Raw genomic sequence first — 14,141 nt, 5'->3', positions numbered from 1 at the left:
GCCCATGTCCGCCGCCGTAAACCAAGGCTTGGATCGAAGCTGAACGAAGCGGCGTAAACTCGTACCTGCATTTGGACTAGTAACAGCATATGTACCAGATGCGGAAATATGACGGCATTAACCGTCCAAGCCCATTTTTTTTGCTTTAAGAGGTAGTTCAAAAAGTCATCTTTTGATCACGAAGCTTTTTGAACTGGCAATTTATCGTCCGATTCGCGCCGAACAAGACGGGCATTTATCCGCCATGCTCCATTTGTATGATTCTATTGAAAAAAGTATGACTGTATAAGCTGCCTAGCAAAAAAGGCCGTCCGGAAAATATTCCGAAGCGGCCTTGCCATCCATCGCCTCACCTGGCCCGCGGCCCGTCAATCCGCCTCGACTACCGGGACCGGCGCCCCGTCGATAAACCGGTAGGGCAGCGACTTGACCGGCACAAAATACGAATTGCCGGTTAATATCGTTCTTAAGTCCTCGCCTTGCTTTGGAGCCGCCTGGGTCTTGTCGATGATTTGCATCATGTCAAAGGCATAGTCCACATATACCGTGCCCTGGGAGTCCATAATGTAGGACAACGTTTCGCCGGAGTATACACTGACCGGTTCATCGTTCTCGGCCCCGATGAGCGAAAGATCGACCGTATACAGCCCCGGATACGTCTCCCCCGCCTCCTCTCCCGGCAGCCGGCCGCCGTGGGAGGAACGGTAAGCGGTTACGCTCCGCTGGACATCGTTGACCTTTTGCACGGTAGGGAGATCCAGCACTTTTACCGCAGGGTCCACCTCTTCATTGATAACGAGAAAATAGACGCTGCCCCCTTTTTCAAAGGCGGCCGACGGAATTTCGTCGAGATATCCCAGCCGCTTCAGGCGGTCCAGGTCGATCCGGTACTTCTCGTACCGCGGCGTCTCCTCCCCGGCGGTGATGATCGGGAGAATCCCCTCCCGCTCCTGAAAACGGTCCAGCGCCCGCTGGACGCGGTCGACGCTATCCATATAGGAAACCGGTCCGGCCTGCTGCTCTCCACGATACATACATCCTGACAGGAGCGTTATGAGGGCGAGCAGCAGCATGCCCAAACCGATTTGCCGCGCCATGGTTTCTTCGAATCTACGGATATTTCGATTTCCCGGCATTGTTCGCTTCCATCCTTTTCATTTCTTTCTTCCGGTTCCCCGATCGGGGCTGTGGCATTATTACCACAATCTGTCGTCTTCCTGCTGTTCCAGCAGTTTCTTGCGTACGGCCGCCTTTAACGGGTCCTCCGGGAGATGGATTTCGGCATTTCCGATCACTTTGGCCTGACAGGCGAGCCGGATGCCTTCCTCCGCCAGCGCGCCAAGCTTGCGCGCTTCCGCCGCGGAGAGCGGGGATAACGCGCTCCCGCCTCCCTTCTCCACCCGGACCTTGCACAGCAGACAGGCGGCTTGGCCGCCGCAGCGGGTCGCGATATGGAGCCTGGCCTCCCGGGCCGCCCTCAACACGTTTGTTCCCTGCCGTACCTTCACCTTTTTGCCCTGCGGCCAAAACATGACCTGAACCTCCACCGGCGCACCTCCTTATGCTTGTCCGCCGCCGTATTCGCCCCACGGCCCGGACAGCAGCGGGCGATCCAGCACCTCGGCCATTTTTCCGACGATACCGGCCGTCCATTGATTTCTCCGCAGCAGTTCGCGAAGCAGCGGCAAGTGGCGGTCAGCCTCGCCGCGGATAACTTCGGCAATCGCCAAATACCGGTCCGGCCGCGCGCGCAGCACGTTAAAAACAAACTCATGGGCGAGCGGCATCAAGCGAAGCTCCGCCTCGCCCAAACGGACAAGGGGAGCGTTCTCGTCCAGAATCCCCGCGATTTCGGTCCGGTAATATGCGCTGTCCGTTTTCACCTCAAATCCGCCGACCAGTTCAACCGTCACGCCGTCAAGCCGGTAATGGCTAAGCAGCGACGCGTACGAGCCGGTCCGGTCTTGCCTGGGGATATCGGTAGCATACTCGCTCATTCGCTCATGCACAAGCCGCGCGTCCCCTTCATCGGCATACACGTCGATATCCCTGGGCCGCGTATCGAGCCGGACGCCCTGCAGCCACAAGCCGCAGCTGCCCCCGAGCAGCCACTTGGCCTCGGCCCCCGCGCACAGCCCGGCCATTTGCCCGATGGCCGCGGTTAGTCCCGGAAATGCATAGCTCCGATTTCCATTCATGTTAACTCCCTCTTCTCTTTCCTGCCAAGAATTTCACGCTGCTTCCTAACGAAATTTATGTGATGGAAACGAGGCCGGTCAGAAAGCCCGCCAGCATGATGACAAAAGCCAGCAACGAAAGGATTCCCTTAACGATGCCTTTCGTTTTCGCCCGTGCAAACGTAATCAAAAACACGGATAATCCCATAATCAAAACGGCTGCGATCGATAGCCACATTTTCGTCATTGCATCCATCGGTTTGATTCTCCCATTTCGTTTGGATTGATATGATCCATATTATAGCATCTCGCCGCTTTATAGGCTACGCGCCGAAGGGACTTAAGAAAAACGTCTACCGACGTACTTGCAAAAATGACGGATGAAAACCTAAATTTCTATATTCTTAAAAAAACGCCCTGCAGCTTTCACGCCGCAGAGCCGATGTTTGGGGGATGGCCCCGTATCATTATTTTTTCATCATCATTTTCATCATGGCTTCCATATTGGCCGGGTTCATGCCGCTCTTTTTCACGGCGTTGACGATTTCCGACACGGTGCTTTCCGAAACGGGGATTTTGGCCATCGCGGACACCTGCTTGATCAGCTTCCGCAGCTCCGCTTCGTTTTGCATCGTTGACGGTTTAACCGTGCTGGCCAGTTTTCTTACCGAGCTTTCCGTAATATTTTTGCCCGTTTTTTTGTTGATGGTGTTCAGGGCTTCCTTGGATATTTTGCTCATGCATTCGCCTCCTCCGCTGTCCTCTTCACCAATGTATGAGGAGGCTTGCGTAAAGGTGAAGCTGTCTATGCAAAACGGGCTCTAGGAATGCCACTGCTCCCAGGTCTCCAGCGACATGACCTCCATTTCGGTCTTCCGGTCGCGCCCCATCAGCGCTTCCACCGCCGTCCGCGGGTCCAGCCCTTCGAACAAGACGTGATGCAGCTGCGCGGCGATCGGCATCTGCACCTGGTATTTCTGCGAAATGGCATGGGCCGCTTTCGTCGTGCGGATCCCTTCAACCACCATGCCCATCGAACTCAGCACTTCCGGGAGCGGCTTGCCCTGTCCGAGCATATATCCGGCCCGCCAATTGCGGCTGTGCCGGCTCGTCGCCGTCACGACCAGGTCGCCGATGCCGGCCAGTCCGGCGAACGTCAGCGGATTGGCGCCCATTTCCACACCGATCCGGGTGATTTCCGCAAGCCCGCGGGTCAGCAGCGCCGCTTTGGCGTTGTCTCCAAAGCCAAGCCCGTCGGACATCCCGGCCCCAAGCGCGATGATGTTCTTCAGCGCTCCGGCCAGTTCGACCCCGACCATATCGCGGTTCGTATAGACGCGGAAATACGAATTCATAAACAAGTCTTGGGCCAAATCGGCTTGTTCCTCCACCAGCGAAGCGACCACCACCGTGGTCGGGCTGCGCTTGACGACCTCCTCCGCATGGCTCGGTCCGGACAACACGACGATCCGGCCCTCCTCGCAGCCAAGCTCTTCCGAGATGACCGTCGACATGCGCTTGAGGCTTTCGATTTCAAAGCCTTTGGTGGCATGGACTATCAGCATATCCTCGCGCCAATACGGTTTAAGCGAGCGGGCCACCTCGCGCACGGCGGAGGAAGGGGCGACCATGACCACCGCTTTGGCCCCGTTGACGGCGGTTTCCAAATCCGTGGTGGCCTTCAGGTTGCCCGGCAACGCCACCCCCGGCAAAAAACGCTCATTGCGGTGCAAGACGTTGATCTCTTCCTTTTGCGCTTCATTTCGCGTCCATAGGGACACTTCCATATTTTTGTCGGCGAGCACGCTGGCTAGTGCCGTCCCCCAACTGCCCGCCACCAGCACGGCGGCTTTCTCAGACAACTCGTTTTCCTCCTTTGGAACCCAGCTTGTTTTCCTTTCCTTGAACGATTTTGACGATATTCGTGCGATGTCTCCAGAAGGCGAACACGCCAATGATCAGACTCGTCCAAAAATAGGGGCCGAATTCGCCGGAAACCGCAAGAAAAATCGGCGTCAAAAACACGAAGATCAAGGAACCTAAGGATACGTAACGGGTAAACACAATCGAGAGAATAGCGATGATGCCGGCGTACAAGGCCGGGAAGAAAAAGAGAGTGGCCATCACGCCGATCGTGGTGGCGATCCCTTTTCCCCCGCGAAAGCGAAAATACAGCGGCCAATTGTGGCCGATGATCGCCGCAATACCGCAAAGCGCCGCCGTCCACGCGTCGCCGCCTCCCAGCCAGCGTCCGAGCCATACGGCGGCGATCCCTTTTAATACGTCAAGCGCAAGCACCAAAATCGCCGGACCCTTGCCGAGCACGCGCAGCGTATTGGTCGCTCCGGCGTTGCCGCTGCCGTGCTGGCGGATGTCGATCCCTTTCAAGAGCTTCGACAGGACCACGCTGAAGCTGACCGAGCCCAGCAAATAACAAACAACTACTGATACGATGGGTAAAATCACCTTACTCTCCCCTAACCTTCATCAGACTTGCGCCGCGTAAACAGCCGGATCGGCGTTCCTTCAAAATCGAATGCCGCCCGGATTTTGTTCTCCAAATACCGTTCGTAGGAGAAATGCATCAGCTCCGGATCGTTCACGAACACCACGACTGTCGGCGGCTTCACGGCTACCTGGGTCACGTAGTTGATACGCAAACGGCGTCCTTTGTCCGTCGGCGGCGGATTGATCGCGATGGCATCGGAAACGACGTCGTTGAGCAAATGCGTCTGCACCCGTTTAGCGTGCTGGTCGGCGACATGCTGCACGACCGGCAGCAGCTTGTGCAGGCGCTGCTTCGTTTTGGCCGACAGGAATACGACCGGCGCGTAGGTCATGAACAGGAAATGGTCGCGGATTTTTTGCTCGAACTGGTGCATCGTTTTATCATCCTTTTCGACCGCATCCCATTTGTTGACGACGAAGACGGAAGCTTTGCCTGCTTCATAGGCGTAACCGGCGATATGCTTATCCTGCTCGATGATGCCCTCCTCGCCGTTGATCACCACCAACACCACGTCCGCGCGTTCAATCGCTTTCATCGCGCGCATGACGCTGTATTTTTCGGTCGTTTCATAAACCTTGCCGCGCTTGCGCATCCCGGCCGTATCGATCAGGACATAACGCTGACCATCCTTCTCGAAGGGGGTATCGATCGCATCGCGCGTCGTACCGGCAATGTCGCTGACAATCACCCGTTCTTCTCCCAAAATGGCGTTCACCAGTGAAGATTTTCCGACGTTGGGCCGGCCGATGAGAGCTACGCGAATGACATCTTCGTCGTATTCGTCCTCCGTCTCTTCCGGAAGATTGTCCGTAATCGCGTCGAGCAAATCGCCGATGCCTGTTCCATGGCTGCCGGAGACGCCGATCGGTTCGCCGAAGCCCAAATTGTAAAATTCGTAGATGTTCTCCATCCGCCCGATATTGTCCACCTTGTTGACGGCCACGATGATCGGTTTGCCGGAGCGGTACAGCAAGGCCGCCACCTCTTCGTCCGAAGAAGTAACCCCCGTTTTGCCATCGCACATAAAGACGATGACGTCCGCTTCTTCGATGGCAAGCTCCGCCTGCATCCGGATCGACTTCAAAATCGGTTCTTCGTCATCCAGCTCAATACCGCCCGTATCGATGATGCTGAAGGGCTTGCCGTTCCATTCCGAAACCCCGTATATCCGGTCGCGCGTAATTCCCGGCTTATCTTCTACAATGGCGAGGCGGTCGCCGATAATGCGGTTGAAAATGGTAGACTTCCCCACGTTCGGCCTCCCGACAATAGCCACTACGGGTCTTGCCATAGACATTCCTCCTAGGTTTGTAAGCGTTCCATCTTATATGATTAAAATCACCTTGTTTCGTCGCAATACACGTATTTCATCATAGCAAAAAAAACATAAAATGGCTAACACGCCCTTAAGTCCCCGGCCCCAAGGCCGGCAAACAAAATCGGCGAACCCGCTTCTTCAGGGTCCGCCGATGATCGAGCCTGCTACACCATTTTATTTCAATTTGCTCAGTTTGTCGCCAAAGCGCTCTCCGAGCGTAATGCTAAGGCCTTGGTTGCTCAGCGAAACATTCGGGTTATCGCCCAAATCTTCTTTTCTCACGCCGCTGCCTTTGGACGGTTTTTCGCTTCTCGGAGCTGGAGCCGGAGCTTCTTCGGTTTCCTTGATGCTGAGGCTAACCCGTTTTTCGGCCGGATTGACGTCAAGCACTTTGACTTGCACCGTTTGGCCTTCCTTCAGCACTTCATGCGGGGTACCGATATGTTTATGCGAAATTTGAGAGATATGAACGAGTCCTTCCACGCCCGGCGCGATTTCCACAAACGCGCCAAAATTGACGAGGCGTTTCACTTCGCCGCTCACGATATCGCCGGTATGGAACTTCTCGGCTGCCGTATCCCAAGGACCTGGAAGAGCGGCTTTGATGCTGAGGCTGATTTTGCCCTTTTCCGGGTCGACTTTCAGCACCTTCACTTTGACCTTCTCGCCTTCGCTCAGAACGTCCGCCGGTTTGTCGACATGGCTCCAGGCGATTTCGGACACGTGGACCAGGCCGTCTACGCCGCCTACGTCAACAAACGCGCCGAATTGCGTCAAACGCTGAACCGTGCCTTCCAGCACTTGCCCTTCCTGCAGTTCGCTCATGACCTTTTGTTTGTTGGCTTCGAATTCCTCGTCGAGCACGTCTTTTTGGGAAAGGATGACCTTGTTGTTCTCGCGGTCCAGTTCCTTCACCTTAACGCGCAGCGTACGGCCTTTGTAGTCGCTGAAGTCTTCCACGAAGTGACGCTCCACCATCGATGCCGGAATGAAGCCGCGGACTCCTACGTCAGCCACAATACCGCCTTTGACAACATCGGCCACCGTAACTTCGAACGTCTCTTGGCTGGCGAATTTCTTCTCCAGGTCTTCCCAAGCGTTTTCGCTGTCGATCGCGCGTTTGGAAAGCACGAGGCGTTCTTTCTCGTCGTCGATGCTCACGACTTTGGTTTCGACTTCTTGGCCGACTTGAACGGCGTCCGCCGCATTGTCCAAGTGTACGGAGGACAATTCGCGGATAGGAATAACACCGTCATATTTATATCCAATGCTTACGTAAGCTTGGTTATCCTCGATTTTGACGATCGTCCCTTTGACGGTGTCCCCCTTTTTCAAGGAAACGATTTGTTCCATTTCGTCCTGGCTTGCCACTTCCGCAGCTTCCTGAACATTTTTTGTTTCTTCCGACATGTCAATAACCTCCTCAATTCAAAAACCCATTTATTTAAACCCGCATGAAGCGAAGTTCAAAACATTTCTAAAATATAGCTTCCCAAAAGTTCCCCGCCTTCATGCATTGCTCCGGCAGGGCCGGTCATTCTCACAGATTTTTGAGCGCTGCGATGGCCGCCATAATTCTCTCCGTGGCTTGCTCGGCCGCATCCGGAACATCCTTCTCCTTAAATTCGGACAAGTCGACGGGCGGACCATACGCCACCTTCAATTTGCGAAACAATTTATAATCGCCTACGATAGCTACCGGAATCACGACCGCATCGCTGCGAAGAGCGAACGTGGCCGCACCTTTCTTGCCGATCCCGCCGCCTTCCCCGTTTTTGACGCGGCGGCCTTCGGGGAAGATCCCCATCACATGCCCCGAACGGAGCAGCGTTAACGCCGTTTTGATCGACTCCTTGCTCACGCCTCCCCTTTTGACGGGAAAAGCGCCAAGTTTTGTAATCAGCCAACCGAAGCCAAATATCCGGAACAGTTCCTGTTTGGCCATAAAATGCACCTTGCGTTTCAGCATGACGCCGATCGTCGGCGGATCCAGCAACGTAAGATGATTGGAGCAAAGAAGCACGCCGCCCTCTCGCGGAATATGCTCCAAACCGGTGACTTCAAGGCGAAACAGCAGCTTGTAAAGCGCGCGAAGCACAGCGCGGCAGAAGCGGTAAATCATCTTGTTCCTCTCTCACTTCCATAATTTCTGCACAAGGAAACGATCCGGTCGGCGACTTCATCCAGGGTCATCTCGGTCGTATCCAGATAGGTCGCGTCATGCGCTTGCCGCAGGGGGGAAACCTCCCGTTCCTGATCCAGACGGTCGCGTTCCGCGATAGAGTTCACCAGTTCTTCGAACGAAACCCGATCCTGCTCTTTCATTTCCTTGTATCTCCGGCGCGCCCGTTCCTCAACGCTGGCCGTCATGTAAATCTTGACTTCCGCGTCGGGCAGCACGGTGGTGCCGATATCGCGCCCGTCCATCACGACGCCTTTGCGCAAAGCCATTTGCCGCTGCAGCGAGACAAGCCTGGTTCGCAGCCCCTCGATTTGCGCATATCGGGACACCTTCGCATTTACCGCCATGGAACGGATTTCTTCCGTCACGTCCTGGCCGTTCACAATCACCTGCTGCCCCTGCTCGCCGGGCAATAATTCAATAACCAGATCGGGGACGATTTGCAGCACTTTGTCCACCTCGTCCGGTTCAATGCCCTGCCGCAGGAAATACCATGTCGCCGCCCGGTACATTGCGCCGGTATCGACGTATACGTAGGACAATCTGCCGGCAACCATGCGGGCTATCGTGCTTTTCCCTGCCCCAGCAGGACCGTCGATCGCGATGTTGATCTTAGCCTGTGATGTTGACGCCTCGCTTGCCAAAGGGGCATTCCTCCTCAAAACTGATCCTCAAGAAAAAAGCAGGCATTGCCTGCGACGTGAAAATTATACCACAGATAGCAAAGGGATGCAAAAGAAACAAAAGGCTTAGCCGCCCGATTTATCCTGCCGGCTTTTCATCACGAAGTAGGTCAAGAAGCGGATCGGGCGTCGAATCTTGAATTCAGCCGGGCCTAAGCATATGCTTCCGGCGCATGTTTCCTGCGGAAACATTTCAGTTGCTCACGCAGGTTATTCCTACGCTCCGCTCCTTTCGTCCCTAGCTTCATCCAACCTAAAGCGTTTTGAAAAAACGCGCTTCGGAAGCATAAGCTTCGGTGCTAAAAACCCGGCTTTTTGAACTCGTCCTTATAAAGCGGGGCACCTTCGAATTGATCCGCCGAAGCGAGAAAGGGCCTGAGTTCGGGAATCCGCAGCAATCCCTGGAACAGGCACAGCGCCGCAAGCAATGCGATCGCCGCCTTCTTCAGCGCCTTTTCAACCTTCCCGGAAAACTCTATAAACAGCGCTGTATATGCTTCGTCATCGTTCAATTTCACCATCTTCATTTCCTCCTCGCGCCATTTTCATGATCAGCCGTTAAAATATAGCTTCTCCAAATGCGAAAAGGAGAAAACCCGCCGGATTAGCGGTTTTTGAAATCAAACTGGCGCTCGAAGCAGTAGCGAATCAATTTCTGCCGCTCCATATCGGAGATGCTGACGAATTTGATCATGATCATCGCTTTTCCGGTTTCCAGCTTCTTCGTGCGCACCACTTCGGCTTCGAAAGGAACGTGATCGATCGATCCGTTCTTGAACGAAAGCAGCAGCCAGCAGAACAGCTGGTCGCCTTGAACGAGCTTGTACGTGCCGTCGCAAATAAAAGAAACGCCGCCTCCGCTGACGTCTTCGGTATAGGTAACAAAGCGAAGATTGTTTTTCGTTTTAACGGCGATTTCCAGCGAAGCGACAACCCGCAAAAAATGGCGGCGCTGAATTTTGGTGATCGTCTCCGCTTCCGGTTTGCGGATGCGCACCAGCTGTACGACCTCGTCGGCAAAACCGAGCACATATGTATTGAAGTAATTTTTAACTCCGTCATCGGTCAAAAAATAAATGGAAAGCTCGTCCCCGATGTAAAGCTTCTTGATGCGCCCGCTTCCGCTCTCGATCGGAACCTCGATCAGAAACGATTCTTCTTCCACGTCCGCGATCCGCGATTTACATTCCTTATCCGTATCCTGCTTGTCTGTCGAGGCGACCTGAATGTATACGAGATCGTTCACTTTAGGAAACAAGTTTTCCCACCGTCCTATTTCAGTTGTTGGCTTCCCCCTGATTATATCACGCCTGGACGGGATTGTAGCGGAAATCTTCGCAAAAGCGCATAAATATAAAACGCGAGCATTTAAAGGCGATAAACCCTCGCATACTCGCGTGTTCCTTTAATAGGTTGAACCTTGACTTTAGGACTGAACGGCCCCTTTTTTGTTTCTGACTTCCTCGACGATTTCCTCGTTGCCGTTATCCGCATTGATGTAAATCCGGTAGTTCGAACCGTTAATGGCTCCGCCGAATTCGTAAGTAAGCACTTTTTCCGCTTGGTCGTTTTCGATCTGCGCCAGCCGGTGATACGTTTCCTTATATTCCGGATTCAAAAATTTGCGGGCTTGCTGCAGCGTTAATTTCGGCGACTTGACCGCGCTTCTGTTCTCGCGCTCGTATACATAGTCGCTGGCCTGGAGCCCGGTTACCTGGCCGTTGTCGAGGGCGACGCGAAGCGTGACTTTTTCGGGGTAAATCAGCACGTCCCCATCTTTGCTTACATAAGTGAAGTTCCCTTCGTTGCCGTACTCGTCGTAGGAAACCGGGGTTAAACCGGAATAGCCTTTGCTGGCCAAAAATTCGTCGGCGCGGGTTCTGGCCGTGTTCATATCGACCGCTTTCTGGCCGATGGGGCGGTTATTGTTATAGGAAATCAAGTGTCCGCCGTTTTTCGTAAAATCGAGCGACCAGGCTTCCCCGTCGCGTCCTCCGGGAACGTTCGCCGTGTATGAAGCCCATTCCGTGCCGCGTCCGTTTTCCGCCACCTGAATCGCCGACGGATCTTTCATCCCCGTAAAATCAGCGGCTTTACGCTGGATCTCCTGAATCGTGACCGGTTTGCCCCCCAGCTTTTTGACCGACCGTTTGTTGTACATGCTGGAAACGGACGGCCCCCAATCGAGCTCAGGGTATTCGCCAACTCTTTTGTCCACCGTTTTGAAGCCGTCGATAATCGTGTTGTCCCGGGGTTCTCTCTCGCTGGCCAACGCCGTCTCGACGTCCATCCAACGCAGGCGGTTGGCGATGACCTTGTGCTGAACGCCTTGCAAATCCTGGGAGATTAGCGCCGAGCTTTTATACAGCTCCTTCAGGTTTTTGACCTCGTTATCGGTCAAAGGCTGCTTGGTTAAATCACGGACAGCCGTCTGATAGGAAAATTTCGAGATCCGGGACAAAAACTCCTCCGTTTTGTTAAAGGGTAATAAAGTTAGCGGGAGCTCGTTGATTTCGTTTTGCGCCTCGCTCGTAATCCGCCACACGTTGACCAGACTTTTCCGATGCGCTCCGGTGGAAGCCGAGTGAACCGCAAGGGTATTGCCCAATTCGGTATGCAGCTTGTCCATATGGTAGGACAGATCGTGAAACGCCCGCTGATACTGGTTTTCCGCTTTGATCAAGATCGAATTCTTTTCCTGGTTTTCCTGGTAACCCCATACTAAGGCGCCGATCAATAAAATCGCCGTAACCGGAAATAATATCGCACTCAGACGTGTATACATTAGGCTAGTGCTCTCTCCCTTCTTTAACTGGTTGGAATTAGTTTGACAAGAAGGAAGGAACTTTATGCATGCTAAAGAGGTCGTTCAAAAAGTCATCTTTTGATCACGAAGCAGGTCACGAAGTGGATCGGGCGTCGAATCTTGAATTCAGCCGGGCCTTCCGGTGCTCACGTACCCAAAACGAACGCTCCGCTCCTTTCGTCCCTAGCTTCATCCAACCTTCTTGGTGCTGAAAACCTGACTTTTTGAACACATGTTATAAGGGCGCTTCTTCTTCGATTTCGAAGTCGTGCCGATTGTTGCACAAGCATTGCTTAAATCCGGTTTCGATATGGCCACGCTCTTTTTTACCGCGCAGCACAAACCGTTCTCCGCATGATTTGCACGTGATTTTCACCTTGACGCGCACGAAAAAGGCACCCCTTTCCAGTTCATAAAGCCGCAATTCCGCAGCCATTCCTGAAAATAGGATGCCCTATTCGTCCTAAAATTAATCTTGCCCTTTGGCCCCCGTCGTCAAGCGAAACGGCGAGCGGCTGTTCGCCCGGGTCATCTTGCCCAATCCGCCGTACCACAATAAGACCATTAGAGGAACGATGTACCAAAGCCAATATTGGGTCGTATTATTAAGAATCCAGTCGTACACCCCATGGTAAATAACCGGCAGCAACAAGGAAAAAATCAAAAACTTCCGGCTTACCGCACCTTCCGAAAACTTGGCCCGCCCCAAATAGTACCCCATCATGACGCCGAACATGGCATGCCCGGAAACCGGGAGCAGCGCCCGCACCAGCAAAGATCCGAGCGTGGCATGGCTGGCAAAGGCGTAAATGACGTTTTCGACCGTGGCAAAGCCAAGCGAAATCGCCGCCGCATACAAAATACCGTCATAGGGTTCGTCAAATTCCGTATGATTGTAGATCATGTGATACAGGACAAACCACTTGAAGGCTTCCTCGACGCCGGCCGAAATCCCGAACGAGGAAACCCATGGATTGTCGCCAAGCCACAGCGTCAAACCGCGCTGAATGATCATGACCGGCAATACGATCAAAAAGCCAAGCAAAAATACTTTGACGACCATATGCAGCGGTTCCGTGTCATACTTGTCCTTAAGATAAAAATAAGTAAGCAGGGCAAGGCCGGGAGCTACCGCTGCAGTGGCAATAGAGAAAAAGAGCAACGGTTATCCCCCCCTTGTCTGCCGCTTGCTGTTCCTTGTCTCTCTCTCATCATGAATCCATACTCGCGTTCCTGGCACGCCGATTAATCCTGACGTTTGAAATGGCTGCAAATAACCTCGATCGCGTTGTCGGCCATGACCAGATTTCCGTATTCTTCAAGCATCGCCGTGGTGACCGACGTCGCTTCGCCAAACTCGGCCAATACCGCGATTAAAGCCGGATGTTTGCCTTCATCCAACTCGTCAGGCTCCAGTTGAAGAACCCATTTCCCATTATATTTATACAGTCTGCCAGCATTTTGGAGCATAGGCTGCAAAACGTGAGCTGCTTCGATCAAGTTTTCGAAATCGTCAAACGAATACAGAATCGTGTCGCTTTGTTCCAGCGTTACTTCCATTTCATAAACTTCTTCCGGCAGTTCATCCTCATATGGCGATCCGATCCCGTGATGATGATGATCGTATTTACCGCGCGTTACGATGACAACCATCCCTTGAGCGGGGAGGGCGAACACTTCCACGGCGAGAGGGCCCGTGGCGTCAAAGCCCACTTCGTTATAAGCCTGATCCATCATTTCGGTGAACAGGTCGTGGACTTTTGGAATTTCCTGCCACATGTCCTCTTTCTGAATGCCGCGTTCGCTCAAGTCGTCGAACGTGAGGAAAATCCGTATTTTATCCTGGCCAAGTCTTTCTATCTTCATACAGGATCCTCCTCTCTTTATACCGTGTAATAACAGATTATGAAACCTGCTGTAATGTGTGATGGAAATGGTTCTTTGATATGTATGTTATCATTTATTCACCTTAAATGCACGCAATAAAATAGACAAAAAAGAATCATTTTCCGCCGAACTTTACCGCAGCGGAAAATGATTCCGTCATTTTGGGGGTTATAGTCCCGGAATAACCGTATTCGTCTCCTTTAGGATCGATTCCACTTCCCGTCGCACATCCGCGTCGCCTTTAATAAAATCGGTGATTTGCTTTAAATTGTATTCCTTCGAATGTTTCTCATCGGACGCAGAAACCGAACTGGGATACACCTGGGCGTTTCCTGCCCCGGCCCGATGTTCTTCGGTTGCCTTGGAAGTATACCCCTTATGATGCGATTCGGAACCTTCCGAACCATGCCGCCCTTGGCCGCCTCCCAGGAAATCGGTTTTCAGACCCGCAAGCTTCAGGGCGCTCCCCGCCCCGTTCATGATGGACATCATCCCGCCTCTCCGCCGCGAGGCCCACATCGCCGCAATGGCTCCGACCAACACTCCGCCTAAAAATGTGGAAGATCTCACCAAAATACC

The 14,141-nt window shown here is 53.4% G+C and carries 17 protein-coding genes; all 17 read right to left on the bottom strand.

What is annotated here, in order from left to right; all coding sequences use genetic code 11:
• Nucleotides 1-368 precede the first annotated feature (368 nt).
• The 17 genes from DYE26_RS02465 to DYE26_RS02380 all read right to left on the bottom strand — a co-directional run bounded on the left by DYE26_RS02465 (nucleotide 369) and on the right by DYE26_RS02380 (nucleotide 14,132).
• Nucleotides 369-1,136: a DUF3939 domain-containing protein gene (locus DYE26_RS02465; RefSeq protein WP_051985384.1), complete on the bottom strand. Its 768-nt coding sequence runs from the start codon at nucleotides 1,134-1,136 to the stop codon at nucleotides 369-371.
• A gap of 60 nt (nucleotides 1,137-1,196) precedes the next feature.
• A complete protein-coding gene (locus DYE26_RS02460) occupies nucleotides 1,197-1,547 on the bottom strand; it encodes a 2Fe-2S iron-sulfur cluster-binding protein (RefSeq protein WP_227872852.1) in 351 nt (116 codons plus the stop codon).
• Between the two features lie 12 nt (nucleotides 1,548-1,559).
• Entirely contained in the window at nucleotides 1,560-2,198 is a 639-nt protein-coding gene (locus DYE26_RS02455; RefSeq protein ID WP_036621914.1) for a nucleotidyltransferase family protein, read from the bottom strand.
• Between the two features lie 55 nt (nucleotides 2,199-2,253).
• The gene (locus DYE26_RS02450; protein ID WP_036621912.1) at nucleotides 2,254-2,433 is read right to left on the bottom strand and encodes a DUF2768 family protein; all 180 of its coding nucleotides are present in this window, start codon (nucleotides 2,431-2,433) and stop codon (nucleotides 2,254-2,256) included.
• A 211-nt stretch (nucleotides 2,434-2,644) separates the two neighbouring features.
• The gene (locus tag DYE26_RS02445; protein ID WP_036621911.1) at nucleotides 2,645-2,917 is read right to left on the bottom strand and encodes a stage VI sporulation protein F; all 273 of its coding nucleotides are present in this window, start codon (nucleotides 2,915-2,917) and stop codon (nucleotides 2,645-2,647) included.
• Between the two features lie 81 nt (nucleotides 2,918-2,998).
• The gene (locus DYE26_RS02440) at nucleotides 2,999-4,039 is read right to left on the bottom strand and encodes an NAD(P)H-dependent glycerol-3-phosphate dehydrogenase (protein WP_036621910.1); all 1,041 of its coding nucleotides are present in this window, start codon (nucleotides 4,037-4,039) and stop codon (nucleotides 2,999-3,001) included.
• Nucleotides 4,032-4,643 carry a glycerol-3-phosphate 1-O-acyltransferase PlsY gene (gene plsY / locus DYE26_RS02435; protein WP_036621909.1) on the bottom strand — a complete coding sequence of 204 codons (612 nt, stop codon included), beginning with the start codon at nucleotides 4,641-4,643 and terminating at the stop codon, nucleotides 4,032-4,034. The genes DYE26_RS02440 and plsY overlap by 8 nt, the downstream gene beginning before the upstream one ends.
• An 11-nt stretch (nucleotides 4,644-4,654) precedes the next feature.
• The gene (gene der / locus DYE26_RS02430) at nucleotides 4,655-5,977 is read right to left on the bottom strand and encodes a ribosome biogenesis GTPase Der (protein ID WP_036621908.1); all 1,323 of its coding nucleotides are present in this window, start codon (nucleotides 5,975-5,977) and stop codon (nucleotides 4,655-4,657) included.
• Between the two features lie 201 nt (nucleotides 5,978-6,178).
• Nucleotides 6,179-7,414 (bottom strand): 30S ribosomal protein S1, encoded by a 1,236-nt coding sequence (gene rpsA, locus DYE26_RS02425; protein WP_036621907.1) that lies wholly within the window; start codon nucleotides 7,412-7,414, stop codon nucleotides 6,179-6,181.
• A gap of 130 nt (nucleotides 7,415-7,544) precedes the next feature.
• Nucleotides 7,545-8,126 (bottom strand): lysophospholipid acyltransferase family protein, encoded by a 582-nt coding sequence (locus DYE26_RS02420; protein ID WP_036621906.1) that lies wholly within the window; start codon nucleotides 8,124-8,126, stop codon nucleotides 7,545-7,547.
• Nucleotides 8,123-8,830, bottom strand: coding sequence for a (d)CMP kinase (gene cmk / locus DYE26_RS02415; RefSeq protein ID WP_036621905.1), 708 nt, complete (start codon nucleotides 8,828-8,830; stop codon nucleotides 8,123-8,125). Before cmk ends, DYE26_RS02420 begins: the two co-directional genes overlap by 4 nt.
• A gap of 338 nt (nucleotides 8,831-9,168) precedes the next feature.
• Nucleotides 9,169-9,390 (bottom strand): hypothetical protein, encoded by a 222-nt coding sequence (locus DYE26_RS02410; RefSeq protein WP_240534122.1) that lies wholly within the window; start codon nucleotides 9,388-9,390, stop codon nucleotides 9,169-9,171.
• Between the two features lie 83 nt (nucleotides 9,391-9,473).
• The gene (locus tag DYE26_RS02405) at nucleotides 9,474-10,127 is read right to left on the bottom strand and encodes a flagellar brake protein (RefSeq protein ID WP_036621902.1); all 654 of its coding nucleotides are present in this window, start codon (nucleotides 10,125-10,127) and stop codon (nucleotides 9,474-9,476) included.
• Nucleotides 10,128-10,295: 168 nt separating this feature from the next.
• A complete protein-coding gene (ypeB, locus tag DYE26_RS02400) occupies nucleotides 10,296-11,654 on the bottom strand; it encodes a germination protein YpeB (RefSeq protein ID WP_036621901.1) in 1,359 nt (452 codons plus the stop codon).
• A gap of 490 nt (nucleotides 11,655-12,144) precedes the next feature.
• A complete protein-coding gene (gene prsW / locus DYE26_RS02390; RefSeq protein WP_036621899.1) occupies nucleotides 12,145-12,837 on the bottom strand; it encodes a glutamic-type intramembrane protease PrsW in 693 nt (230 codons plus the stop codon).
• Between the two features lie 83 nt (nucleotides 12,838-12,920).
• Nucleotides 12,921-13,541, bottom strand: a complete 621-nt coding sequence (locus DYE26_RS02385; protein WP_036621898.1) for a genetic competence negative regulator — start codon at nucleotides 13,539-13,541, stop codon at nucleotides 12,921-12,923.
• 189 nt (nucleotides 13,542-13,730) lie between these two features.
• Nucleotides 13,731-14,132 (bottom strand): hypothetical protein, encoded by a 402-nt coding sequence (locus DYE26_RS02380; protein WP_036621897.1) that lies wholly within the window; start codon nucleotides 14,130-14,132, stop codon nucleotides 13,731-13,733.
• Nucleotides 14,133-14,141: the final 9 nt, after the last annotated feature.

Source organism: Paenibacillus macerans (assembly GCF_900454495.1).
GTDB classification, from domain to species: Bacteria; Bacillota; Bacilli; order Paenibacillales; family Paenibacillaceae; genus Fontibacillus; species Fontibacillus macerans.
The sequence above is the reverse complement of the archived record's forward strand: the minus strand, read 5'-3'. Positions and strand labels throughout refer to the sequence as shown.

Bases quoted from the DNA above. Each gene is read 5' to 3' on its own strand.
- DYE26_RS02465 (WP_051985384.1), bottom strand. From the start codon at position 1,136: ATGCCGGGAAATCGAAATATCCGTAGATTCGAAGAAACCATGGCGCGG.
- DYE26_RS02455 (WP_036621914.1), bottom strand. From the start codon at position 2,198: ATGAATGGAAATCGGAGCTATGCATTTCCGGGACTAACCGCGGCCATC.
- DYE26_RS02450 (WP_036621912.1), bottom strand. From the start codon at position 2,433: ATGGATGCAATGACGAAAATGTGGCTATCGATCGCAGCCGTTTTGATT.
- DYE26_RS02445 (WP_036621911.1), bottom strand. From the start codon at position 2,917: ATGAGCAAAATATCCAAGGAAGCCCTGAACACCATCAACAAAAAAACG.
- der (WP_036621908.1), bottom strand. From the start codon at position 5,977: ATGGCAAGACCCGTAGTGGCTATTGTCGGGAGGCCGAACGTGGGGAAG.
- rpsA (WP_036621907.1), bottom strand. From the start codon at position 7,414: ATGTCGGAAGAAACAAAAAATGTTCAGGAAGCTGCGGAAGTGGCAAGC.
- DYE26_RS02420 (WP_036621906.1), bottom strand. From the start codon at position 8,126: ATGATTTACCGCTTCTGCCGCGCTGTGCTTCGCGCGCTTTACAAGCTG.
- DYE26_RS02410 (WP_240534122.1), bottom strand. From the start codon at position 9,390: ATGGTGAAATTGAACGATGACGAAGCATATACAGCGCTGTTTATAGAG.
- ypeB (WP_036621901.1), bottom strand. From the start codon at position 11,654: ATGTATACACGTCTGAGTGCGATATTATTTCCGGTTACGGCGATTTTA.
- DYE26_RS02385 (WP_036621898.1), bottom strand. From the start codon at position 13,541: ATGAAGATAGAAAGACTTGGCCAGGATAAAATACGGATTTTCCTCACG.